Genomic DNA, 24,363 nt, shown 5'->3' on the forward strand with positions numbered 1-24,363 from the left:
CGCGGACGGCTCGTGGACCCTCACCATCACCAAGCTCTGAGGCGCGGCACCGCCTCAGCTGTGACGCGCCGGGCCGCACCGAGGTGAGGCCCCGCGAACAGCGGCCCCCGCCCCTCTTCTCCGAGGGACGGGGGCCGCATTCGTGAGGGCCGCTTTTTCTCCGAGCGACGGAGGCCGCCTTCGTGGAGGCCGCCCTCATACGTGCGGGAGGGCGGGCGCCTAGCCGGTGCCGTCCATCTCCCCCAGCAACTGCCGCAGGGCACGGCACTCGGCAGTCGCCTCCAGCCGCGTGTACAGGCCGAGCGCCTCCGCACCGTAGCGCCGTGCCGCGTCCGCGCTGCCGGACAGCAGTGCCGTCCGGGCCAGTCCGTGCAGGGCATGGGCGGCCCCCAGGGTGAAGTCGGCGCCGCGCGCCATCGCCAGGGCGGCCTCGTAGGACGCCCTGGCCGCGTCGAGACGGCCCGACAGCCGCTGGACGTCCCCCCGGCCCGTGACGGCCCGCTGGTGCTCGTAGACGTTGCCCACCTCGCGGGCGACCCTCTCCGCCATCCGGACGTGCATCATCGCCTCACCGAAGCGCCGGGAGGCGGCGCAGGCGGAGCCCAGATTGACGAGCGTGTCGGCCTCCCCGACGGCGTCCCCGCTCTCGCGGTAACAGGCCAGTGCCCGCCGGTAGCAGGCCAGCGCCCGCTCGGTGTCCCCGGTGGCCTGGTGGACAGTGCCGAGATTTCCCTCCTCCAGAGCGACGTCCAGCGGACCGCCGACGGCACGCACCCGCACGAGGGCTTCCTCGTAGTAGTGGCGGGCTTCGTCGTACCGGCCCTCCAGGCAGAAGATCTCCCCGATGTTGTTCAGAGCGGTGGCTTCCCCGAACGCGTCGCCCACCCGCGCGTGGAGATCGAAAACGCGCCGGAAGCGCGCCAGCGCCTCCTCGTAGGCGCCGCCGTAGTGCAGGGCGACACCTTCCACGTTGAGGGCTTCCGCCTCCCCGTACGCGTCACCGCAGGCCCGGAACCGGCGCAGGGCCTCGGCCAGTTCCCTGAGCGTCTCGGACCGCTGCCCCGCGGCGAGGCGGGCCCGGGCCGCCTGGAAGTGGGCGACGGCACCGCCGTGCTGGTCGCCTGCCTCGTCGAACAGGGTGATGGCCTCGGTGGCGCGTTCCAGCGCGCCGTCGGGGGCGCTCTGCGCGGTCACGTCGGCCCATTCGGTCAGTGCCTGGGCGAGCGCCCGGGTGTCGTTCCCCGTGCGCAGCGCCCGTGCTGCGGCACCGTGCAGTTCGGCGGCGGTGTCCCAGACGGCCCACAGCCGGAACGCCTGGGCGAGGACGTGCGGGAAGCGCGCCCCGGTGGCGGGCACGTGGTCCAGCGCCATACGGGTCACGGCCAGCAGGTTGGCGCGTTCCGCCATGAGCCACGCGGTGGCCTCCTCCGCGCCGGCGGGACGTGGCGCACACGGGGCGTTTGGCGGCGGCAGGAGCGGCAGCCGCCGGCGCCTGGGGTGGGCGGCCCGGTCGGCACGGTCGGCCGCCACCAGGTAGTGGTCCAGCAGCCGTTCGACCGCCGCACGGCGCTCATGGGGCGTGTCCTCCTCCGCGCACATCTGCCGTCCGAAGGCGCGCGTCAGCGCGTGCACGGCGTACCGCTCGCGCGACGGTTCCTCCACCAGATGATTGTCGAGCAGGGCCTTGAGGGCACGGCGGCCGGCGGCCTCGTCCAGCCCCGTGAGCGCCGGCACCGCCCAGGCGGGCAGGTCCGGGCCCGGGTGCAGGGCCAGGCGCCGCAGCAGGCGCTGTGCCGCGTCCCCGAGGGTGACGTAGCTGAGCCGGAAAGTGGCTGCCAGGGCGTCGTCGTCCACCTCGTCGAGGAGGTCCGGTGCCTTCTCCAGCCGGGACGTCAGATACGGCAGGTCCCACGTCTCGCGGTGCCGGAAGCCGCTGGCGGCCAGCCGGAGGAAGAACGGGTGCCCTCCGATGACACCCACCGCACGCCGCAGTTCCGCGCCCTCGGGTGCCCGCTCGCTGCCCGCGATCCGGACGAAGAGGGACACCGCGTCGTTCTCGGGCAGGGCCTTCAGCGGCAGGTGCCCGGCCCCCTCCAGCGCGTGCAGCCGTTTGCGGCTCGTGACGATGACCCGGCAGCCCGGGGCGACGGGCAGCAGCGGTGTCACCTGCCGCACGTCACGCGCGTCGTCGAGGAGCAGCAGGGCGGTGTGCCGGGCGGTCCACTCCCGCCACCGCCGCGTCCGTTCGTCCAGCGAACGGGAGCTTGGGTCGTACGGTGCCTGTGCGTCGGTGAGCAGCAGCCCCAGCGCTTCGAACGGTTCACAGTACGGCTGTTCGCTGTAGCCGCGCAGATCCACGTGGAAGACGCCGTCGGGATAGCGGGGCGCCAACTGGTGGGCGGCGTGCAGGGCGAGCACCGTCTTGCCGATACCGGGCATCCCGTGGATGACGGTGACGGCCGGTGCCGCGTCCTGTCCGGGGCCGTCCGGCCGGTCGGCCAGCAGACGCATCTCACGGTCGCGGCCCACGAAGTCCCGCACATCGCGCGGCAGGTTGTTGCGGGGCCGCTCGTTCGGTGCGGGCGCCGGCCGGGCCGGGGTCCGCGGCGTGCTGCGGGCGCCCAGCAGAGTGCTGTCCTGCGCCAGGATGCGCGCGTGCAGCTCGCGCAGCCCGGGGCCCGGCTCGATGCCCTGCTCGTCGCGGAGCCGCCGGCACACGGCACGGTAGTGGCCGAGCGCCTCGTCGGTACGGCCGCAGCGGTACAGCGCGGTCATCAGCAGGCCGACGGTCCGCTGCCCGAGCGGGTACTGGGCGGCCAGCTGGTGGAGTTCGCCGAGCAGTTCCGCGTGCTGCCCCAGCTCCAGACCGAGCCGCAGGCGCTCCTCGCGCACGCTGCGCAGGTCCTCCTGGAGCCGCGCCCGCACCGAAGAGCCCCAGTCCCCGGTGAACTCGGCGAACGGCTCACCGCGCCACATCGACTCGGCCGTGCTCAGCATCCCGGTGGCCAGCGCGTGCTCGCCGCGTCCGGCCGCCGCGGCGGCGTCCTGGCGGAGCTGCTGGAACAGATGCAGATCCACCTCGTCGTCGGCCACCAGCAGCCGGTAGCGACGCGGGGAGAGGTGGTCGATCCGCGCACTGTCCCCCACGGCCGCCTGCAGAATGCCGCGCAGCCTGGACACATAGGTGTGCAGGGACTCGGCGGCCTTGAGGGGCGGGTCCCCGTCCCACACGCGGTCGATGAGCGTGTCGACGGCCACGGCTCTCCCGCGGGCGTGCAGCAGCACGGCCAGCACGCAGCGCTGCTTGACCGGTCCGAGGGGGAACTGCTCGTCCCCCACCCACAGTTCGAGAGGACTGCCCAGCGCGACGAAGATCACCATCGCCCCTTGCTGTTGTCGCGTCTCCCTGCCGCCGAAGCGTGCGCGTAGGTGCGAGGTTCCTCACTGTCGCGCCGGGTCGAAGGGTCGCGGGCGGGGGCGCACGGATGCGCGGCGCGGGCGCACATCGGGAAGTCCATGGGAGTGCAAGGTTCCGGCAAGGAGCACGTCCAGCGGGCGCGGGGACGCACTCGGAGTCGGTCGCACGGCCGACGCCATCCCACCGCGAGTTCGGAGACAGAGCACCGATGACTGCGACAACACTCCACACCCACTGGCGCCACGTCCCCGTACGGCTGGACGCAGGCCGCTGGGCCACCCGCCAGGTCCGCAAGAAGCTCCTGGTCGTCGTGCACACCGTGACGGCGGGCCAGCGGCTGCTGGACGCCGTGCGCCTGCTGGAGGGCGATCCGCGCATCCAGACCGTCTTCACGGCCGCCCCTGACGTCTTCAGCAACGGCGTCGGCGACTTCCTGTCCCGGCTGAAGGCGCTCGTGCTGCCCTGGGAGCAGGCCGTGGAGACGGAGTTCGACCTGGCGCTGGCCGCCGCACACGGCGGGCTGCACGAGGTGCACGCCCCCGTCCTGGTCCTCCCGCACGGCGCGGGCCACAACAAGACCGTGCGGCACCCGTCGGCCACCGTCCCGCCCCGCGCATCCGGCCCCGCCTCCCGCGCCCCCTCGGGCACCCCGCCCGCCGGCGAGCGCAACGTCTACGGCCTGGGCCGGCAATGGCTGGTGCGGGACGGCGCCGTGGTGCCGGAGGCCGTGCTGCTCGCCCACCACGACGAACTGGCCCGCCTGGGCCGCGAATGCCCCGAAGCACTGCACGTCGCCCAGGTGGTCGGCGACCCCTGCTACGACCGGATCGCCGCCTCCCTCCCCTCCCGCGCGCTCTACCGCCAGGCACTCGGCGCCGGACCCGGCCAGAAGGTCGTCCTCGCCTGCTCCACCTGGGGGCCGCAGTCACTGCTGGGCCGCGAATGGCCCCTCCTGGAGCGGCTCGTGACCGAACTGCCGCCGGGCGAGTACCGGACGGCGGCACTGCTCCACCCCAACGTGTGGAACGCCCACGGCGAATGGCAGATCGGCTCCTGGCTGGCCGGACTGGGCCGCCGCGGACTGTCCGTGGTCAGCCAGCACTCGGACTGGTGCGGCGCGCTCGCGGCGGCCGATGTGGTCGTGGGCGACCACGGTTCCCTCTCCCTGTACGGAACGATGACGGGGGCACCCGTCCTGCTCACCGACGTGCCGGACACCGGCCTCGACCCGGCCTCACCCCTGGCCGAACTGAGCTCCTTCGCGCCCCGGCTGCGCGCCGACAAACCACTGTGCCGCCAGCTGGCGCGCGCCATGGCCACCTACCGCAAAGCCGGTTACGAACGGGTGGCACAGCGCATCTCCTCGGAACCGGGCAGGTTCGCGGTCAAAATGCGCTCCCTGCTGTACCGGAAGCTGCGCCTGCGGGCCACCGCCGCACGACTGGCGCCCCGGCCCGCACGGCTGCCGGTCACGCTCAGGTTCGACGAGCCCGGGCAGGTGACACCGTGACCCGCCTGCGGGTGCGTCTCCTGGGGCCCGACGACCGTACGGACACCGCCTGGGTGACCACCGAGAGCGCCGGCCGGCCCGACGTACCGCGGGCCCGCTTCGCCCAGGTCCTCCTGGAGACCGCCATACCCTCGCGCGGGCTGCCCGGCGGCACGGCCTGCGACCGGCACCTACGGGTCGGGCTGCCGTCCGCCGCACGGTGGCCGCGCCTGGCGGACGTGGTCGTCGCACGGGGCGCCGGCCGGCCCGCGGCCCTGCGGCTGGCCCGCGCCCACCCCGGCGCCCTGGTCGCCGCCGTGCACCAGGGAACACGCTGCTGGCTGGCCCTCGCCGGGGGCGACCGCGGAGTCCTCGAACTGGGACCACGGCAGTTCGCAGGACTGCCCTGGCAGACATGGGCGTCCCTGGCCCACACCTGGCTGGTGGCCGGACTGCCCGCCGAGCGGCTGGCGCAGACGGTGGCCACCGTGCGGCGCATTCGCCGTGCGGCACCGTGGCTGTACTCCCGGCGGGCCGGGACGCCACCGGCCGCCCCCGCCGCGTCCCGGGCGCACAGTGGCCTCCCGGCGGCCTTCCGGAGGCCCGCGTACGGGACCGCCGCCGCGCCGCCCGACCGGCTCCCCGCCGTCCCCGGCGGCCCCACCGTCCTCGCCGGTCTCCCGGTCCTCTCCGGTCTCCCGGATCAGCCCGGCTCTCCCGGCCGTCCCGGCGTGCCCGGCCTCGCCTCCCGCCCGGCGGCGAGAAGCGGTCCCTCAACGCCTGTGGTGGCCTCGCCCCAGCCCGGTGCGGCGTCCGCGCCGCCGGGGCGGCCCGGGCTGCCTGGGCCGCCGTGCCCGCCCGACGCGGGGGCATGCCCGCCCGGTGCGGCGTCCCCCCTGTCGGGTGTTTCGCTGTGCCCGCCCGGTGCGGCCCTGTCCCCGCTTTCGCCCGGCAGCCGGGCGAGCAGAGCGCGCACCTGACGTGCTTGTGCCGACTCGGTCCCCGAGAGGCCCTCGTGCAGACGCAAGGCGGCACGGCCGTGCTCGGCGGCAAGCCGGGCGCGGCCCTGCCGTTCGGCAAGGGCCGCCAGTGCGCCCAGTGCGCGGGCGGCCTCGAAATCGGCGTTCATGCCGCGCAGGACACCCAGCGCACCGGACAGCTGCTCCTCCGCCTCGCCCATGCGCCCCAGAGCCAGGCACGCGCGGCCGGCCGCGATGGCGGCCCGCGCCGCGTTGTACACGTCGCCCTTCCCCGCCAGCACCCGGTGTGCGACCTGTGCGTGCTCCAACGCCCGGACGGCGTCCCGGCTATCGGCGGGGGCGACGTAAGCGCTGTCGTCACTGCCGTGTACGGCGGTACCGCTCGTGGCGGAAGCACACGCGTCCAGGTGGCTGTCGGCGAGATTGAGCACAGCCAGCGCCCCCGCGCGCTCGTCGCCCAGAGCGGGCAGTTGCGCCGCCGCGCGGGCGAACAGTTCTCCGGCGCGCTCCGGACGGCCGCTCTGCCGGTGGGCGAGGCCCCGGTAGTTGAGCGTCCGGGCGTACCCGAGCCGGTCCCCCAGCCGCTCGCACAGGACCGCCGCACGCTCGAACATCTCCAGAGCCCGCTCACCGGCGCCCATGTCGAGTTCGCCGATGCCTCCGGAGGTGAGCATGCGGCACTCTGCCGCGGCGTCCCCGGCGGTCGTCGCCGCGGCCAGCCCCTCACGATGTGCCGCCCGCCACTGTTCGTAGTGCTTGCGCCGGAGGAACAGCGGCCACATGGCGTCGGCGAGCTGCCAGCTGACCTCCGGCCACCCGTCGGCCCGCGCCGTGCGCAGTACGGCCATGAGGTTGGGCAGCTCGTGCTCCAGCCAGTCCAGCGCCCTGTCGGGATCACCGCCCAGATCGGCGGGCGTCACCGGGTGGGGGCCCAAGTCGCGGGGGAGGGTGCGGTGCTGCGGCTCGACGAGGGACTCCGCCTCGGTGGCGGTCGCCAGGTAGAAGCCGAGGATGCGGCGCAGCGCCGCACGGCGTTCCTGGGGCGGGTCGAGCGCCTCGGCCTTCGCCAGGGCGTGCAGACGGACGAGGTCGTGGAACCGGTGCCGTTCCTCGGTGCCGTCCCACTCCCCCGCCGGGCCACCGGGTTCGGGCCCCTCCCCGTCGCCGTCGGACCGGCCGGAGGCGGGCTGCGGGGCGTCCGCCAGCAGGCTCGCGTCATGGAGGGCGTCAAGGAGGCCGACGACGGTGGCCGTGTCGGGTGCGCCGCCGGGCCCGCCCAGTACGGCGGCGGCGACGCCCGTGCCGAACTCCGCTGTCGGGTGCAGGGCGAGCAGCCGGTAAAGCCGCGCCGCGTCGGCCCGCAGCGTCGCGTAGGAGCAGTCCAAAGCCGCCTGCACAGTGCGGTCCCCCTCGATGGTCAGCGCCTGGAGCCTGCTGTGCTCCTTCTCGAGTGCGCGCACCAGGGTGGTGATCCTGCGAGTCGGCCGGGCGGCGAGCCGCGCCCCGGCGACCCGCACCGCGAGCGGCAGCCCGGCGCACAGCTGCACCAGGGCGCGCGCGTCCTTCCACTGGGTGCGGACCCGCTCGTCGGCGACGGTGGCGTCCAGCAGCGCCACGGCGTCCTCCACCCCGAGGGGTTCCAGATGGATCTGGCAGCAGCCGTCGACCGACAGCCCCGGCAGTCGCGCTCTGCCGGTCACGGCGGTCACGCTGGTACCGCCGGGCAGCAGCGTGCGCACCTGCGCCGCCGTCGCCGCGTCGTCCAGCAGGACGACCAGGGGCCGCCGCGCGGTCAGTGACCGGTAGAGCGACGCCCGCTCCTCCACAGCCCGTGGAATGCGGCTGCCGGGGACGCCGAGGCCGCGCAGGAAGCGGCTCAGCACCTCCGCCGGGTCACCGGCTCCCGCCGGGGACTGGCCGCCCAGATCGGCGTACAGCTGACCACCCGGGAAGGCGGGGCACAGTCCGTGCAGCCATGTCAGTGCGAGGGCGGTCTTCCCGACACCGCCCAGCCCGCTGATGGCGGCCAGCGTCCCCGACCGGTGCTCCAGAGCGGTGCGGTGATGCCGCTCCAGTGCGGCCAGTTCCGCCGCGCGGTCCGTGAGGGGCGGTACGGAAGGAAGCTGCCACGGGGCCGCGTCGTCCGCCGGATGTCCCGGGCCGGGCACCCGGGGTGCTGTCGGGGGCCCGGCCGCCAGATGGATGTCACCGTGCACGGTGCCGACTTGGACGACCGCCCCGTGGACGGTTCCGGACACCTGGTTGTCGCCCTCGTGGTCCTCGCCGAGCCTGTCCCCCCACACCTGTACCTCCGACCGTTCAGTACCGCCTCTGGTGGCCGTGTTCCGGGTAGGTCCTATGCCGTCGGTGCGGCTGCGCGCCCGCGCGGTCACCGGTACGGCTGTGTTCTGTACGGCCGGCGTCCGTACGGCCGTGTTCCGGCTGTGCCGCGCGCGTGCCTGTGGAGCGGTGAATCCGTGTGCCCGCGCGGACGGTTGCGTCCGCACGGCCTGTGTCCGTACACAACGTGCGTCCGTGCGAACCGTGCGTCCGTGCAGATCGTTCGGCCCGTACGCACCGTGCGCCCGTACAAACCGTCTGTCTATGCAGACCGTCTGTCCGTGCAAACCGTGCGTCCGTACGCGCACGACCGCACGGACGATGGTTCTGCCCGTTTCTCAGCCCCTGTGCGCAACCGTGCCGTCGTCCACAGACGGACACGGACGGCGCCGCTCCGACTCTCCTTGACCGCTTTCCGTCCGGTTTTCTTTCCGCATTGGTTGTTGTTCTTCCCCACGCGACCGGTGGATGAAGCAGGCAGACAGCGAACCGATGCAGTGGACCGGACACCGCGGCGGAGGAGGACCCGATCGTGGAACACCGCCGGAACGGCAGACGACGAGCCGCAAGCCGCGGCCCCGAGCCGTCAGAGCCCGTAGTGGACCGTCACGGGGGCGTGGTCGCTCCACCGTTCCGCGTGGGTGGCGGCACGCTCGACGTACGCCTTCACCGCACGGCCGGCCAGCCCCGGGGTGGACACGTGGTAGTCGATGCGCCAGCCGGTGTCGTTGTCGAAGGCCCGGCCCCGGTACGACCACCACGAGTACGGCCCCGCCACGTCCGGGTGCAGTGAGCGGACCACGTCCGTGTAGCCCCCGTCGGCCGGGTCGAGGACACGGGAGAGCCAGGCGCGCTCCTCGGGCAGGAACCCGGAGTTCTTCTTGTTGCCGCGCCAGTTCTTCAGGTCGGCCTCCTGGTGGGCGATGTTCCAGTCGCCGCAGACCAGCACCTCGCGCCCGGCGGCAGCCGCCCGCTCGCGCAGGTCGCACAGGTAGGGCAGGAACGCTTTCATGAAGCGCTCCTTCTCCTCCTGCCGCTCGGTGCCGACCTCACCGGAGGGCAGGTACAAGCTCGCCACGGTCAGACCGGGAAGATCCGCCTCCACGTAGCGGCCGGACGTCTCGAACTCGGGTGTGCCGAATCCCACACGGACGGCTTCCGGCTCCCGGCGGGTCAGCAGCGCCACTCCGGCCCGCCCCTTGGCCGACGACGGCGCCCAGAAGGTGTACCAGCCCTCGGGTGACCGTACGGCCTCGGGCAGCTGCTCCGGCTCCGCACGGACCTCCTGGAGACAGACCACGTCCGCCTCCGTGGTCGCCAGCCACTCGGCGTAGCCCTTCTTGGCCGCTGCCCGCAGACCGTTGACGTTGACCGTGCTCACCTTGTGCAAAACATGCTCCCTGTGACTGCGCGGGAGGTCGTGAGCATCACATCCGCTGTGCTCACGTTGCGCATCAGTGAACCTTACGATGCCCGCATGCCGATCGTTTCCGCCCCTTTCGACCACCCGGACGCCCGCAAGCTCAACGATCTCGTGTTGCAGGAGTACACGCGGCGCTATGGCGATCCGGAGGGCGACGCGACGCCGCTGGATCCGGTGATGTTCCAGCCGCCGCGCGGTCTGTATCTGCTGGCCTACGACGACGCGGGGCGGCCGGTGGCCACGGGCGGATGGCGTGCGATGGACGCGGCCCGCACGGAGGCGGGCGAGGAGGACCAGCACTACGAGGACGGCGACGCGGAGCTCAAGCGCATGTTCGTGGTGCCCGAGGCGCGCGGCCAGGGCATCGCCCGGCGGATACTCGCCCGGCTGGAGGAGGACGCCCGTGAGGCCGGCCGCACCCGGATGGTGCTGGAGACGGGTGTGCACCAGCCGGAGGCGATCGCCCTGTACACCTCGTCGGGCTATGTGCCGGCCCCGCGCAAATTCGGTCACTACCGGTTCCACGAGGAGAGCCGGTGCTACGTGAAGTCCCTGCGCGGCATCAGCGACGTCACTGGGTGAGTCAGGTGCCGCGCCCGGCCGGCGAACAGCTCTGACCGGCCGGGCCCGCGCACCCGGCGGCCGGCCGAGGGCCCCTGGGAGCCCGCCGGCCGGCCGCACGCGCGGGTGCCGTCATTCCCCCTCGTCCGCCTCGTCGGCTCCGCCCGTCCCGTCCGCCTCGCCCCGTGCGAACTCCGCGGCCTCCGCTATGCCGCGCTCCTCCACCGAGACGATGCCCGCCAGGTCGCCCTGGACCTCTTCCAGCACGGTGGTCAGCGCCCTGCCCGGGGGCATTTCCAGCCACCGGTCGGCACCGGTGCCCCGCAGTGTCGCCGTCATCTCCACCCAGCGCACCGGCAGCGAGACGGAGCGGGCGAGATCGTCGAAGACACCGTTCGTGTCACCGCGCAGACACACACCGCCGGTGCTCGTCACATACGGCAGGGTGTGCGTGCGGCGCGGCACGGTGGCCAGATGCTGCGCCATGCGGATGGCGAGGTCGGGCAACGGCTCCTCGGCACGTTCGAGCAGCTCGGCACGGATCCGTACCGCCCGCAGCGCCTCGGGGAAGCTGAGCAGCCCGGCGGCGACGGCCGCTCCGAAGCAGCCGAGGCCGTGACCGGCGACGACGGCGGGCCGGACGTGCTCGTCCTCCATCAGCGCCCGTGCGCCTGCCACCCCGGCGATCAGCAGACAGACGTGCCGTGCCACCTCCGATTCGGCCAGTGTCCCGGCAGTGTCCAGTTCGGCCACCCCTCCTGGGTGGACGCACTCCGCCTCTGCGAGGACGGTGGCGGAGGCTGCGGTGTCCGGCAGCCGGTGCAGCATGCCCGGCCGCAGCGAGCCGAGGCCGGGGAAGAGGAACGCGACGCTCATGCCGCCAACCCTCGCGCGCCGTTCGACGCAGCGCCAGTCACCCCCCTCACAAGACGGCTCCCCGCCCTCCCCGCAGCGGCCCGTCCGGGTCGCCACGCGGGCTTTCCCCGGCCGTATCGCTGCCCGCAGCCATAACGCTGCCGCGGCCGTGATGCTGCCGGCCCGCACCGTCGAAAAGCACCGCCAGGCGCGTCACCGTCCGCGCTGCGGATGCCGTACCCGTCCGGAGCCCCGATGGTGGGCGTATGACGGAAAACATCGTGTTCGCCGACTTCACCGAGCGCGGTACCCGTGCGGCCCTCCGGGCCCTCGACAGCCTGGAGGAGGCGCACCGTGCCGGATCACTGACCGTGCGCGAGGCACGGGTCATCGGACGGGACGCGGACGGGAACGCCGAGGTCGTCGCCGAGGTGGACAACACCACGAGGGCGACGGGACTGGCCGTGGGCGGGCTGGTCGGCGCGCTGGTGGGTCTGGTGGGCGGCCCGGCGGGGGCGCTGGCCGGCTTCGGTGCGGGCGGGCTGATCGGTGGCGGGCGCGACGCGCGCCGGGTGTTCGAGACCAACGAGGGGCTGGAGGAGCTGACGGCGGAGATCCCGCCCGGCAGCACCGTGGTGGTGGCCGACGTGGAGGAAGTGTCCACCGATCCTCTCGACAGAGCCCTGGGGGCGGGCGTCAGCCGCTATCTGGCCTCCCGGGTGCGCAGGGACCTGGAAGAGACCCTGTCGGCCCCGCAGACCCCGCCGAACGCCTCGGACGCACCCACCGGACCGGTGCACGGCCACGACGTCGGTCCCCACGGGGAGGGCGAGAACGCCAGAGCGAGCGGCCACGAAGAGCACTGGTGGCGCCGGTAACCCGGAAGGAGCAAAGTCATGGGCCTGGCGTGGGGCGTGCTGATCGTGTCGGGTTGTCTGGAGACGCTGTGGGCCACCGCGCTGGAGGCCTCCGAGAACTTCAGCCGTCTGTGGCCCTCGCTGCTCTTCCTGGCGGCCCTGACGGCCAGCATGGTCGGCCTGTCCTACGCGGTGTCGCAGATCCCGCTCGGCACGGCGTACGCGGTGTGGGTGGGGATCGGCGCGGTGGGCACCGCGGTGTACGGGATGACGGTGCTGGGCGATTCCGCGTCGGTGGCACGGCTGCCGTGTCTGCTGCTGATCGTCGTCGGGGTCGTGGGTCTGAAACTCATCCACTGACGGCATGCCGCACGAGGGTGCCGGAGCGCCTGCCGGACGCGGCGCGAGCCGGCCGGGTGCCCCTGGCCGGACACCTTCGCCGTTTATTTACATGCCCCTGTCATCCCGCTAGGTTGGCGCTCCGCCGACGGGGCACGCCCCCGTCGACCGCCGTCCTTGGGAAAGAGGTAGACCGTGGGCCCCTCCCGTCGTTCCCTCACCGCGCTCGTCGGCTCCGTGGCGACCACCGCACTGGTCCTCTTCGGCACGAGTGCGCAGGCCGCCTCAGCAGCGTCTCCGCAGCCCGTCTCCGCGACGGCCACCCCCTCAGCGGCCCCCGCCGCCCCGCAGCTCCTGGCGAAGCTCACACACGCCCAGGCGACGGCCAAGTTCCGTGCGGCGGGCATCACCTGGACGTCCAGCGGCGGCTGCTCGGACCGCAACAACCCGACCTGCACCTCGTTCGAGGGGCTGCGCTCGGAGACGGCGGACGGCGCCATCACCCTCAAGAAGGCTTCCGGCTGTGCCGTCCGGCTCACCGGCGGCACCGAGACGGGCCACGCGTCCGGTACGTACAGCCACTGGAACGGCTACAAGCTCGACATGGGGCTCTCCAGCTGTCTGGACAACTACATCACCGGGAGCTTCGCCTCGATCGGTGGTTCGAAGTGGAAGTCCGCCTCGGGCAACATCTACTACCGCGAGGGCAACCACTGGGACGTCACCTACTACAACTGCGGCGGCTGCTGACCGGCCGCCGGAAATCCCCGTCCCGCGCGGACCGCCGCACGCCCTGGGGATGCGCCCCTACTCGTCCGTACCGCCGGCCGGCTCCGTACGGCCGGCGGCGACGTAGACGAAGACGTCCACCGAAACCGTCACCTCCACCGGCTCACCCAGCGCCGCCACCCGTGCGATCAGCTCCCGCGGCTCCACATGACGCGCGGCCGGCCCCATGGAGGCGAGGTTCTCCACCTCCCGTGCCGACAGCGAAACCGTGTACTCCAGCGACTCGGCCCGCTCGCGCACGAAAAACCCGGACAGTGCGCGCTCCAGCCGCGCCTCTTTCTCCGGGTCGACGTCCAGCAGGCCGAGCCGCTCCCGCAGCTCCCGCAGATGCCGCCGCGTCGGCGTGACGACCAGCAGCGCGCCGCCGGGCCGCAGCACCCGGTGGAACTCGCCGCCGTTGCGCGGCGCGAAGACGTTCAGCACCACATCGGCGCAACCGTCCCGCACCGGAAACGGCTGCCACACGTCCCAGCTGGCCGCGCCCGCCCTCGGATGGGCCCGCGCGGCACGGCGCAGCGCGTACGGGGACGCGTCCAGTGCCAGCCCCACCGCGCCCGGCAGCGCCTCCAGCACGGCGGCCAGATAGTGCCCGGTCCCCGCACCGGCGTCCAGGACGAGACCGTCCCCGGGAGCCCGCAGGGAAGCCGCGAGCCGGCCCAGGGCGTCCGTCAGCGGCGCATAGTGGCCCGCCCCCAGGAAGTCCGCCCGGGCCTGCACCATGGCAGCCGTGTCGGCGTTCACCGTCCGCCTGCCGCCGGCGAGCAGACTCACATACCCCTGCCGCGCCATGTCGAAAGTGTGCCGACGGGGGCAGCGCAGCGACCGTTCCCCCACCTCCAGCTCCGCCCGGCACACCGGACACCGCACGGCGCTCGTCAGCGTCTCCCACAGCCCCTGCCGCGTCCCCGGCGAGGAGCCGCGGGCCGCATGGTGGGCCGCGCTGCCGGGACGCGCGGCGTCCCCGCGGCCACCCACGCCCGCCGCGCTGACATGGGCGTCGTTGTGCGGGGCGGCGGACGGTTCGGACATGCGGTGCTTCCTCGGGTCGCAGGGGCTCCCCAGGCTACTGGTGCCGTCCGCACCGCTCAGGACGGCGGCTGCCGGCCGGGCGGCAGCCCCTGCGGTGGACAGCGCTCCGCGACCGCCCCTGGTCTGTCTGCCGCCCGGCACCGGCCTGCGCGCAGTGCTGAACGCGCCTGCGCGCAGGCCGGGTCCGTCCCCGGGGTGACGTTCGAGGCAGCCGCCCCGTCGCAGCTCGCCCAGTTGGCCACGCGGGGGCTGGGAGCCGCCGTGGTGCCCGCCGTGCCACCTGACACCGCCTCCCGGCTCGGGCTGCGCATCCTGTCGCCGGGCCCCGAGCCGCGGGCCCGTGTCGGCCTCACCTGGCGTACCGGCGGACCGGCGGGTCCCGCGGCCCGTGCGCTGCTGACCCGCCTGCGCACGGCCCTCGCCGCCCCAGCGGATGCCGACGTTCCCGCAAATACGGCAGACGAGTGGGCCCCCGCCAACCGCCCCCGTGAAGGCCGCACGGACGGCACCGCAGCACGCCTGTACGGCCCCCTGCGGCTCGTTCCGCACGCGAGACGCGGGGGCGGCCCCAACGACAGCTCCACGGGCCGCATACCGCCGCGTACAGGCCCGTACACGGCCGTGGAGCCCGCGCGTCGTCAGCCGTCCAGTCCCGCGTACTCCTCGATGAGCTGAACCGCACGCCGGGTGCCGCCTTCGGCGCGGGAACGTTCGCTCAGCTCGGCGGCGCGCCGGGCCACTTCCGGGTCGTCGGCGAGCGCGAACAGCGCCTCCCGCAGCAGTTGCGGCGTGGCCTCCTCGGTGTCGACACGGCGGGCGACACCGAGTTCGACCAGCCGGTCGGCGTTGTCGAACTGTTCCGCACCCTGCGGCACGGCGATCATCGGCGTACCGGTCAGCAGCCCTTCCGCGCTGCCGCCCATGCCGGCATGGGTGACGAAGGCGTCGGCCTGCTCCAGGATCGCCAGCTGGGGCACCTAGGAGTGCACTTCCACATTGGCGGGAACAGTGCCCAGCACGGCCGGGTCGGTGTACTTGCCGATCTGCAACACGACGTGCCAGCCCGGCAGCCCGCCGAAGGCCGCCACACAGCGCCGGTAGAACTCGGGCTGCCGGGTGTAGGCGGAGCCCAGTGACACCAGCAGCACCCGTTCCGCACCAGGCGGACGCTGCCACGTGCCCCGGGTGGCCGGCCCGCTCGGACAGGGACCGACGAAAGTGACCCGTTCGGTGTCCACTTGGTCGGCATGCGGCTGCATCACCCGCGGGATCATCGCCAGCGCCCGGGGCGGAAGGCTCATGTAGCTGTCGGGGTCCGTGGTGACGGCCCCGCACCCGGCCAGCCAGGAGGCGTATTTGGCGCGGAACGCGTCAGCCCCCGGCAGTCCCCACAGGAGAGCGCCCACGTCCTCCTGATAGGTGTTCCAGGCGACGAACGTGGGGGACAGCTGCACCACCGGCCGGCCCTGCCGCTCGGCGAGTGCCCGCGCGGACAGGGCACCGATGTCGTACAGGTACACGTCCGGCTGGTCCTCGTCGTAGACGGCCCTCAGCTGCGGCAGTGCGGCGATCGAGTCGTCGAGGAACAGTTCCATGGCGGCGATCGGATCGTCCGGCCAGTTGTTGTCGGCCACCGGCAACGTGGGCCGGTACGGCACCAGTTCGGCGCCCGTTGAGGCCACCAGATCGCTGACGGCCGGGTCGTTCGCGTACGTCACCCGGTGACCGCGGGCGACCAGTTCGCGAATGATCTCCAGGCTCGGCAGCACATGACTGACGGCCGGGATGCCGACCATCGCGATGTGCCCACTGCGGACAGCGGAACGGGACGCGCGGGGACGACGGGACATGAATGATCACTCTCCAGAGACACGGCTTCGCACCGCGGTGACACCTCTGTGGCGTCCCGCGTGCGGCGGTACGGACACGCTCAGCGGACCGGCGTGCGCGGATGCACCCGGTGCGCGACGGCGGGGCAGGGCGGCGCCCCGCGCGTGTCAGCCGTAGATCTGGTGAAAGTACATGACCCTCACTCTAATGCCACGGATTCCGCTCCCGCAGGGATTATCTCCGGGCAGAAAACCGCATGCTCATAAGTCTGAGTAGCGGGCAGAAGGGTTTCCGCTGGCTGGAGTAGTCGTTGACGGCTGTGTAACCGAGACGGTCACCCCCGGCCTCACCCCAGCAGTGGGTCACTGCGAGCGACACAGGCCCGCGCGCCGAAGGTCACCCCGGCTTCGTGCGCCGCTGGAACCGGTCCCGGCACCCGTCATCTGCATCTGACTTTCAGAAGAGAGAGTTCAGTTTTGACCGAGACGTCGCACAGGTACGCGTCCGCCGCGCCCCGTGACCCGGAGACCGGACTGCCAGGGCCGAGGAAACCCTTCGACTCCCCCTGGGATTCGGCGTACTACTACCGCTCCTCCGTCTTCGACGACGGCCCGTACGGACACGCCGAGCGTTCGGAGTTCACCGACACCAACACCCTCGGCCTCAAACGGTTCCCCTCGCCGCGCCCCGATCCCGTCCCGTACCCGGACGAGCCCGCCCACCCGGACCTGGACGCGGAACTCGCCCACTTCCTCGACACGGTCGAGCAGCAGGCTCTCGGCGACGCCGCGCTCACCCGGGCCAGACACCGCAAAAACGGTCCACTGTCCCGTGCCAAACAGCAGCACAGGGAAGACCTCACCTGGAGGCGCGTACTGAGCGCCTTCTCGATCACCCTCACCGCGGTGATCGTGGTGCTCGTGAGCTTCCTGGGCGCGAAGGCGTCCTATCCGTCGCTCTACGACCTCGCCCGTGAGTCGGCGCCGCCGAGTGTCGCCCAGGCCTGGCCGCTGCTCATCTACGCCCCCTGGGTCGCTGCCACCCTGTCGATCCTGCGCACCCGTGCCTACCGCCGCCGCACTGTGCACTCCTGGCTGGTGGTGCTCTTCTTCGCCGCCGTCGCCTCCCTGCTGTGCGTCGCCGACGCGCCGGCCACTCCGGCGGGCATCGCGGTCGCCGGCCTGCCGCCCATCACCGCCCTGCTGTGCTTCCACCAGCTCGTGCGGCAGCTCGACCTCCCGTCCGTGCCCACGGCACCCTCACGCCATGCCCGCCGTCCCAAGGGCGCCAATCGGCACCGTTCGGCAGGATGAACGTTTCGCACCCGTCCGCGTCACTTCCTCGCTCCCGAAGAGGCTGACCGGCTCGACGGGACCGCCGCCCGTGCTGCCGAACCAGTACGGCAGCCGGGTGCCGGCTCGTCGGCGCCCGCCGAGCGCCGAGTGCGCTCGCCCGGCAGCAACCCCAGCCGCTCAACCCGCGGTCCGCGCGCACCAACTCCTGCAGCGGCACCCGGCGCGCCGGCGCCGAGGCAGCAGCGGGACGGGACAGGCCCACGCCGGCCGACTCCAGCCGGGACAGAGCGGTCCTGAGACCCCGGGTCCGACCTCGGCCGACGCCCACGAGAGCCGCCGCGTCCGCGTCCATGCCGCATCACACCCTGCCGATTTTGCCGTCTCGGCAACAAAACTTGCCGTCTTGGCTGCTTCGGTAGCAGCCTGCGGCCAGGAGGTGATCGCGATGAGCGGCCAGAACCACAGGAGCGCGGACGACCGCAGGGCACACCACAGCCCGCACGCGACCGTCGCCGAGCGAAACAGCAAGAGACGACATGTCGTACGACGTGGTCGCCCAGCACCTCGTGCCGGCCACCGATCTGGGTGACGAACTGCGCCCCCGGCGCACAGGACCGGTGGAGACGCAATACCACCCAGCGTCCGTCCCGGTACGCGTCCGACCAGCCATCTCATCCGGGCCCACATTCCCCGCACCCGGCCGCTGAACAACAGGGTGGGCGACCGGCCGCACGCGTCACCCGTGCCGTCCCCCGCAAAGATCAAACGCCTCACCGGGACGGCACCCGGCTGTCGCACGAAGCGGGACTCACCAACGACCGCACCAGCGCCTTCCGCGCCCGGACCGCCGGCCGCATCACCGACCGCAGCGCCCTCCGACGAAGGCGTCTCGCACGTTGACGAAATCCATCACAAGACGATCCACTCGGTGCACCAGGGAGCAGCCGCATGACGCACAGCCACACCACCGAAATCGACTGGGAAGCGCTCGGTTCCGCGCTGGAACGCGAAGCCGAACTGCACCTGCCCGCGCTGGAGGCGGCGACGGACTGGCTGCACGGCCTGCTGGGCACCGTCGAAGCGGACGAGGGCGGAACAGTCACCCGAATACTCGACATCGGCAGCGGGCCGGGCGTCATCAGCTGTCTGCTCGCCCGCCGCTTCACCGGGGCCGAGGTCGTCGCCGTCGACCAGGCGCCCGGACTGCTGCGGCGCACCCACGACCGAGCGGTCGCCCAAGGGGTGGGCGACCGGGTCACCGCCGAGCGGGCCGACCTGCCCGACGACCTGCCCGGCCTCGGCTCCGCCGAACTGATATGGACCAGCCATGCCGTACACCACCTCGGCGACCAGCAGGCGGCACTCGACGCCCTCGCCGCACGGCTGCGTCCCGGCGGTCTCCTGGCGGTGGCCGAGCGCGGCCTGACCCCCCGCTTCCTGCCCCGCGACATCGGCACCGGTCGCCCCGGACTCCAGGCACGACTCGACGCGGCCATGGAAGAGAGTTTCTCCGAGATGCGCGCCGACCTGCCGGGCTCGGTCTCGACGGTGGAGGACTGGCCCGCCATGCTGTCCGGCGCCGGACTTATACCCACCGGCAGCCGCACCTTCCTCGTCGACCACCCGGCCCCCCTGGGCGCGGCCGGCCGCGAACATCTGCACCACTCGCTGACCCGCCTCCGCGGCATGCTGGCGACCCACCTCGCCGAGGAGGACCTCACCACCCTCGACGCCCTGGTGGACCCCGACGCCCCGACGGGCATCCTGTGGCGGCCCGACGCCTTCTACCTGACGGCCACCACCGTCCACACGGCGCGCGCCTGCGCCCACTGACACACAGGGTTCACGGAGCCCCCTGGAGGACCGTCACCGCCCCGCCGGACAGCCGGCGGGGCCCCCGGGCTCCCCAGGCACTGTGGCGCTCTTGCGGCGGCACAGCGGCGTGTAGTGCGCTGACGCCCATGAGAAAGAGAAGCGTCACCACGCTGATCGCCGCCCTCGCCGCGGCCTCCCTTCTCTCCGGTACACCGGCCCCCCCCAGGCTCAGGCCGCCGGGTCCGCCACCGGCAGGCCGTCGCCCGACGCACCCGCCCGCCTGGGCTTCGATCTGGACACCGTCACGATCCCGCAGCTCCAGGCCCGCATGGCGGACGGTTCGCTGACCTCCTCGGCCCTGACCGCCGCCTATCTGTGGCGGATCGAAAAGACCGACCCGAAGATCAACGCGGTGCTGCGCACCGACCCGACAGCGCTGCGGCAGGCAGCCGCCAGCGACGCCCGCCACCGGCACGGCCGCAGCCGCGGGCCGCTCGACGGCATCCCCGTCCTCCTCAAGGACAACATCAACACCCGCGGCCTGGCCACCACAGCCGGATCGCTCGCCCTGGCCGGTGACCCGCCGGACACCGACGCGGCCCTGGTGTCACGTCTGCGACGCGCCGGAGCGGTGATTCTCGGCAAGACGAACCTGTCGGAGTGGGCCAATTTCCGCGCGGCAAAACCGACGTCCGGGTGGTCGGCCGTCGGCGGACAGACTCGCAACCCCTACGTGCTGGACCGCAACCCGTGCGGCTCGTCCTCCGGTTCGGCAGCCGCACTGGCCGCCTCGCTCTCCCAGGTCGCGATCGGCACCGAGACGGACGGATCCATCGTCTGCCCGGCCGGGATGAACGGGGTGGTGGGCCACAAGCCCACTCTCGGCCTGGTCAGCCAGGAGGGCGTCGTTCCCATCTCCGCCGAACAGGACACCGCCGGCCCGATGGCACGCAATGTGACCGACACCGCGCTCACCCTGTCGGTACTCAGCGGCGGCAAAACCTCACCTCTCGGCGGCACGGCCCGCACCGGGGTCTCCCCGGCACAGCACCCGCACAACGAGAGTCTGCGGGGCAAGCGCATCGGTCTGTGGCGGCTCCCGTCACTCGGACCGGACGTGGACGCCGTGATGACCGCCACGGCGAAAAAGCTGCGCCAGGCGGGCGGCACCGTCGTGGAGGTGACACCCCCGTACCAGCAACGCCTCGCCGAGTTGGAGTTCCCCGCGCTGCTGAGCGAGTTCCACCGGGACATCGACGCCTACCTCGCCACCCGGCACGGGCCGCGGAACCTCGCCGCACTGATCGAGTTCAACCGTGCCCACCCCGAAGAGCGCACGTGCTTCGCCGGCCAGGAACTGTTCGAGCAGGCTCTCGCCGCCCCGCCGACCACCGACCCCGGATACCGGGCGATGCGCGCCGAGCTGAAGGACCTCTCCCGCCGCTCGATCGACGAGACCATGGCGGCCCACCGCCTGGACGCCATCGCCTCACCGACGAACCCGCCGGCCTGGACCACCGACTGCGCCCGGGGCGACAACGACGTCATCCCCTCCTCCACCCCCGCAGCCGTGGCCGGCTACCCGTCCCTGTCCGTCCCCGCAGGGACCGTCGGCAAGCTCCCGGTGGGAGTTCTCCTGATGTCCGGCAACCACCAGGACACCGAACTGCTCTCCCTGGGCGCAGCCGTGGAAAACCGCCTCCACGCCTGGCGGCCCCCGCAGTACCTGCCGCACAACTGAACCCCGCGGCAGACACCGACGCGGGAAGAGTCCGGGCAACGAAAAATCCCGCCGATCCGAAAGATCGGCGGGATTTCCGCTGTGGACCTGAGGGGATTTGAACCCCTGACCCTCTCGTTGCGAACGAGATGCGCTACCGGACTGCGCCACAGGCCCTTGCGACGGGTGAAACCTTAGCATCCCCGTCGGGCAGGGAGGAAATCCGCTGCGGTGCTGGTCACGGGCGCGGTCATTCGTTGGCGGCGCGGGGGCGGTCCTCGTACTGGTCGAACAGGGGGGTGCGCTCTCTCCCGCGCGGGTGGCGCGGGCGGGCGGTCTCGTCGGCGGCGCCGTCCGCGGGCTGGGGCTCGGCCGCCGGGACGGTGCTGGAGCGGGCGGAGCTCCAGGCGTCCGGCGCCTCCAGGTCGACGCCGCGGGTGGCGCGAGGGGCCACCGGGGCGCTCACATAGGTGGGCAGCGGGACGGGGACCGGGTCCCAGCCTTCGCCGTCGGAGGAGTCACGGTCACGGGCGCGCTGCTGGTCGACCCACTCGGCGTGGTCGGTCTGCTCGACCAGCGCGCGCCGCTCGGCGGCCTCCTGCTCCTCCGTACGGGCCCTCGCGGCCTGCCGGGCGTCCCGGGCACCGTCCTGACGGCGCTGGGGCCGCTGGGGGTGACCGCCGGCGGCTGCCTGCCCCTCTCCGGGCGTACGGTCCGCGTGCGCGTCGCCACGGCCGGAGCGAGGCCGCTGCGGCCCCCGCCCGGCGGGGCGTGCGGCAGCGCGGGCGGAGGCGCCCGGCTCGGTGTCGGCTTCTTCGGCCGGAGCGGAGCGCCGCTGTCCGGCGGGCTGGGAGTCCCTTGCGCCGGGCCGGCGCGCGTGCAGGGTGCGGGCGGCCTCCTCCGCACGGCGCCGGTCCATCGCGAGGAGGAAGCGGCGCCGTTCCTGGATGCGGAGGTAGACGATGTACGCGCTCAGCAGGACGGCGGGGATCGCCGGCACCCACAGGAGCGCGATTCCCTGTACAGCGGCGACGACGCTGCCCATGGTGAACGCCAGGAACAGCATCATGGTCGTGCGGCGACGCCGTGCGAGCAGTTTGGCGCGTTTGGCCTGCTTGACGCGCCTGCCTTCGAGGGCGGCGGCACGCGCCTCGGCCGACTGCCGGCGGTCGGCTTCCGCATGGCTGCCGGCCGGGCGGGCGGCACCCTCCTGCGGTGAGGCGCCGGACGTGCCACGGTGAGCGCGCGCTTCCGGCAGGACTTCCGTGAGCGCCTCGGAGCCGGGGACCTCGATCATGGTCTTGGGGTCGGCGAAGGCCCGGACGTCCACCGCTTCCTCGGTGGCGTCCGGATCGCTCCGGTACCCGTCACCGTCGTACCCGGCGTACTCCTCGTACGCGCCGGCCTGGCCGCTCTCGGCGTCGGCCTCCGGCGCGTACGGGTCGTCGGCCGCCCACCCTTCGCGTGCCCGGCGCCGCTCCGCGGCCCGCGCATAGCGACGCTCCATTCCGGCCTTGCCCGACAACAGGCGGATGGCGGTGCTGAAGCGTTCCGTCGGACGGGCTTCGTTCAGCTCGTCCTGCCGGCGAAGCCACATCGGCACCAAGTAGGCGGCCCAGGCCCCGACGATGACTGCGTAGATGAGGCCACTGCTGCTCACCCTCACACGGTAGAGGGGATCGCGTGAGCCCATCTGCCAAATAGCCCGGTGTGTCGCACGATCTGGCTGTTCTCTCCACCTTTTTTTGTGATTGCTGTCGCCGGGAATACGGAAATGGCAGACAGATGCGGGTAAATCCCCGGTGGATCACGCGGAACACAATTCGAACGTTTATTTTATTTCTGTCGAGCGGCCGGGCCGCGACCGGTGCCACCGGGTCAGCAGCCCCTCGGGGACCTCCTCCGCCGTCAGGGCGAACACCAAATGGTCACGCCACGCGCCGTCGATGTGCAGATAGCGCGGCCGGGTTCCCTCCTGGCGGAAACCGAGCTTCTCCACGACCCGCCGGCTGGGAGCGTTCTCCGGCCGGATGCACACCTCGATACGGTGCAGCCCGACGGACCGGAAACAGTGGTCCACGGCGAGCGCGACGGCTGTCGGCATGACGCCCCGTCCGGCCACCTCCCGGTCGATCCAGTACCCGATGTGCCCGGAGCACATCGACCCCCAGGTGATGCCCGCGACAGTCAGCTGTCCGACCAGCCTGTCCTCGTACTCCACGACGAACGGGAGCATCCGTCCGGCGTGGGCCTCCGCCCGCAGATGGCGCACCATCTGGCGGTAGGTGGGACGGCGCGGCGGCAGATGGCCCGGCGGCGGAGGCGGGATCGTCGCCTCCCACGGGCGCAGCCAGTCACGGTTCCGCTGGTTGACCTCGCGCCAGGCACGCTGGTCGCGCGCTCTTATGGGACGGAGAACCGTGGCCCCGTCCGCCAGCTGGATCGGCCACGGCGCGTTCAGCGCGGGTCGTCCCCTCTGGGTGCAGCGGACACGGACGCATCCGGCTGCGACGTCGTGGCCGGCTGTGCGGAGGACTCGGCGGGGGGCTGCGGGTGGTCGCCGCCGTGCAGCTGGTCGACGGCGTGCGGCAGCAGACCCGCCAGAACCGCCAGACCGTCCTTGACGCCGCCGGTGGAGCCCGGCAGGTTGACGATGAGTGTCCGGCCTGCGACACCCGCCACGCCCCGCGAGAGAGCCGCTGTGGGGACCTTGGTGCGCCCTTCCGCGCGGATGGCCTCGGCGATGCCGGGAATCTCGTGGTCCAGGAGTGAGCGGGTCATCTCCGGGGTGCGGTCGGTCGGGGAGATGCCGGTACCGCCGGTGGTGAGAACGACCGCGTAGCCGGACCGCACGGCCTCCTGGAGCAACTCACGGACGGGCTCCCCGTCGGGCACGACCTTCGGCCCGTCCACCGCGAACCCCATGACGCGCAGCCCCTCGACGAGCAGGGGGCCGCCCTTGTCCTCGTACACCCCCGCGGAGGCGCGGTTGGAGGCTGTCACGGCGAGGGCGCGGTACGGGACCGCCGTACCGTCCGTGCCGTGCGCGTGGCCGCCGCCCGCGTGCTGGTGGGTACCGCTCATGCCCTCTCCTCACCCGTGCGCGGCTCACGGGTCCAGTGCCCCGACCTGCCGCCGGTCTTCTCCTCCACTTTGACGTCCGTGATGGCGGCCGACTTGTCGACCGCCTTCACCATGTCGATGACCGTCAAAGCGGCGACCGTAACCGCCGTGAGAGCTTCCATTTCGACGCCTGTGCGGTCGGTGGTCTTCACCTGGGCGGCGATCTCCACCGCGTCATCGGCGACCGACAGATCGACCTTCACACCGGAGACCGCGAGAGGGTGGCACAGCGGGATGAGTTCCGGTGTCTTCTTGGCGCCCATGATGCCCGCGATGCGCGCGGTGGCCAACGCGTCCCCCTTGGGCACACCGTCGCCGCGCAGAAGAGCGACGACCTGCGGGGAGACGAGCACGCGTCCGGTGGCGCGGGCCGTCCTCGCAGTGACGTCCTTCTCGGACACGTCGACCATCCGGGCGGCCCCGGAATCGTCGACATGGGTGAGGTGCTGCTGGGGGCTGGTCATGGTTCTCCCGGTCCGGTGCTGTGCCCAGACACGGTA

General features: G+C 72.7%; 18 protein-coding genes, 1 tRNA gene and 1 pseudogene. 9 read left to right on the plus strand and 11 right to left on the minus strand.

Annotated features, from left to right (window positions below; translation table 11 throughout):
• Positions 1-219: 219 nt before the first annotated feature.
• A complete protein-coding gene (locus IO40_RS0129610; protein WP_031176478.1) occupies positions 220-3,381 on the minus strand; it encodes an AfsR/SARP family transcriptional regulator in 3,162 nt (1,053 codons plus the stop codon).
• Between the two features lie 245 nt (positions 3,382-3,626).
• Here IO40_RS0129610 and IO40_RS0129615 point away from each other — a divergent pair, with 245 nt between their 5' ends.
• Complete coding sequence (locus tag IO40_RS0129615) at positions 3,627-4,928, plus strand: hypothetical protein (protein ID WP_016472593.1); 1,302 nt, start codon at positions 3,627-3,629, stop codon at positions 4,926-4,928.
• Between the two features lie 682 nt (positions 4,929-5,610).
• On the opposite strand, the gene IO40_RS0129625 is transcribed toward IO40_RS0129615, so the two are convergent.
• Both IO40_RS0129625 and IO40_RS0129630 read right to left on the minus strand, forming a co-directional pair.
• On the minus strand, positions 5,611-8,190 hold the full coding sequence (locus IO40_RS0129625) for an ATP-binding protein (protein WP_234336604.1): 2,580 nt from the start codon (positions 8,188-8,190) through the stop codon (positions 5,611-5,613).
• A 623-nt stretch (positions 8,191-8,813) separates the two neighbouring features.
• Positions 8,814-9,617, minus strand: coding sequence for an exodeoxyribonuclease III (locus IO40_RS0129630; protein WP_016472590.1), 804 nt, complete (start codon positions 9,615-9,617; stop codon positions 8,814-8,816).
• An 87-nt stretch (positions 9,618-9,704) separates the two neighbouring features.
• Between IO40_RS0129630 and IO40_RS0129635 the strand changes: the two genes are divergently transcribed.
• Positions 9,705-10,232, plus strand: a complete 528-nt coding sequence (locus IO40_RS0129635) for a GNAT family N-acetyltransferase (RefSeq protein ID WP_031176481.1) — start codon at positions 9,705-9,707, stop codon at positions 10,230-10,232.
• A 111-nt stretch (positions 10,233-10,343) separates the two neighbouring features.
• Here IO40_RS0129635 and IO40_RS35125 read toward each other — a convergent pair whose 3' ends face one another.
• Positions 10,344-11,087, minus strand: coding sequence for an ACP S-malonyltransferase (locus IO40_RS35125; protein ID WP_016472588.1), 744 nt, complete (start codon positions 11,085-11,087; stop codon positions 10,344-10,346).
• Between the two features lie 245 nt (positions 11,088-11,332).
• On the opposite strand from IO40_RS35125, the gene IO40_RS0129645 reads away from it, so the two are divergent.
• From IO40_RS0129645 to IO40_RS0129655, 3 genes are all read left to right on the plus strand, one after another.
• On the plus strand, positions 11,333-11,944 hold the full coding sequence (locus tag IO40_RS0129645) for a DUF1269 domain-containing protein (protein ID WP_016472587.1): 612 nt from the start codon (positions 11,333-11,335) through the stop codon (positions 11,942-11,944).
• 18 nt (positions 11,945-11,962) lie between these two features.
• A complete protein-coding gene (locus tag IO40_RS0129650; protein WP_016472586.1) occupies positions 11,963-12,283 on the plus strand; it encodes a DMT family transporter in 321 nt (106 codons plus the stop codon).
• Positions 12,284-12,457: 174 nt separating this feature from the next.
• The gene (locus IO40_RS0129655) at positions 12,458-13,012 is read left to right on the plus strand and encodes a hypothetical protein (protein ID WP_031176482.1); all 555 of its coding nucleotides are present in this window, start codon (positions 12,458-12,460) and stop codon (positions 13,010-13,012) included.
• A gap of 57 nt (positions 13,013-13,069) precedes the next feature.
• Here IO40_RS0129655 and IO40_RS34275 read toward each other — a convergent pair whose 3' ends face one another.
• Complete coding sequence (locus IO40_RS34275) at positions 13,070-13,942, minus strand: putative RNA methyltransferase (protein WP_041968870.1); 873 nt, start codon at positions 13,940-13,942, stop codon at positions 13,070-13,072.
• Between the two features lie 99 nt (positions 13,943-14,041).
• On the opposite strand from IO40_RS34275, the gene IO40_RS39190 reads away from it, so the two are divergent.
• Positions 14,042-14,755 (plus strand): LysR substrate-binding domain-containing protein, encoded by a 714-nt coding sequence (locus tag IO40_RS39190; protein ID WP_234029912.1) that lies wholly within the window; start codon positions 14,042-14,044, stop codon positions 14,753-14,755.
• Here the strand turns inward: IO40_RS39190 and IO40_RS34280 are convergent.
• Positions 14,719-15,930 (minus strand): annotated as a pseudogene (locus IO40_RS34280) (macrolide family glycosyltransferase). The gene IO40_RS39190 and the pseudogene IO40_RS34280 sit on opposite strands and share 37 nt — an antisense overlap.
• Before the next feature lie 456 nt (positions 15,931-16,386).
• On the opposite strand from IO40_RS34280, the gene IO40_RS0129670 reads away from it, so the two are divergent.
• From IO40_RS0129670 to IO40_RS0129680, 3 genes are all read left to right on the plus strand, one after another.
• Positions 16,387-17,223 (plus strand): DUF2637 domain-containing protein, encoded by an 837-nt coding sequence (locus tag IO40_RS0129670; RefSeq protein ID WP_016472581.1) that lies wholly within the window; start codon positions 16,387-16,389, stop codon positions 17,221-17,223.
• A gap of 930 nt (positions 17,224-18,153) precedes the next feature.
• A complete protein-coding gene (locus IO40_RS0129675) occupies positions 18,154-19,038 on the plus strand; it encodes a class I SAM-dependent methyltransferase (protein WP_016472580.1) in 885 nt (294 codons plus the stop codon).
• 262 nt (positions 19,039-19,300) lie between these two features.
• Entirely contained in the window at positions 19,301-20,761 is a 1,461-nt protein-coding gene (locus IO40_RS0129680) for an amidase (protein ID WP_164440328.1), read from the plus strand.
• Between the two features lie 82 nt (positions 20,762-20,843).
• On the opposite strand, the gene IO40_RS0129685 is transcribed toward IO40_RS0129680, so the two are convergent.
• The 5 genes from IO40_RS0129685 to moaC form a co-directional block, all read right to left on the minus strand.
• A tRNA-Ala gene (locus IO40_RS0129685) sits at positions 20,844-20,917 on the minus strand.
• Between the two features lie 73 nt (positions 20,918-20,990).
• Positions 20,991-22,400, minus strand: a complete 1,410-nt coding sequence (sepX, locus tag IO40_RS0129690) for a divisome protein SepX/GlpR (protein WP_031176483.1) — start codon at positions 22,398-22,400, stop codon at positions 20,991-20,993.
• A 171-nt stretch (positions 22,401-22,571) separates the two neighbouring features.
• Positions 22,572-23,201, minus strand: a complete 630-nt coding sequence (locus IO40_RS0129695; protein ID WP_078616232.1) for a GNAT family N-acetyltransferase — start codon at positions 23,199-23,201, stop codon at positions 22,572-22,574.
• Positions 23,198-23,824, minus strand: coding sequence for a MogA/MoaB family molybdenum cofactor biosynthesis protein (locus tag IO40_RS0129700; RefSeq protein ID WP_016472576.1), 627 nt, complete (start codon positions 23,822-23,824; stop codon positions 23,198-23,200). The genes IO40_RS0129695 and IO40_RS0129700 overlap by 4 nt, the downstream gene beginning before the upstream one ends.
• Positions 23,821-24,327, minus strand: coding sequence for a cyclic pyranopterin monophosphate synthase MoaC (moaC, locus tag IO40_RS0129710; protein WP_016472575.1), 507 nt, complete (start codon positions 24,325-24,327; stop codon positions 23,821-23,823). Before moaC ends, IO40_RS0129700 begins: the two co-directional genes overlap by 4 nt.
• Between the last annotated feature and the right edge of the window lie 36 nt (positions 24,328-24,363).

Source organism: Streptomyces albus subsp. albus (assembly GCF_000725885.1).
In the GTDB taxonomy this organism is placed as follows: Bacteria; Actinomycetota; Actinomycetes; order Streptomycetales; family Streptomycetaceae; genus Streptomyces; species Streptomyces albus.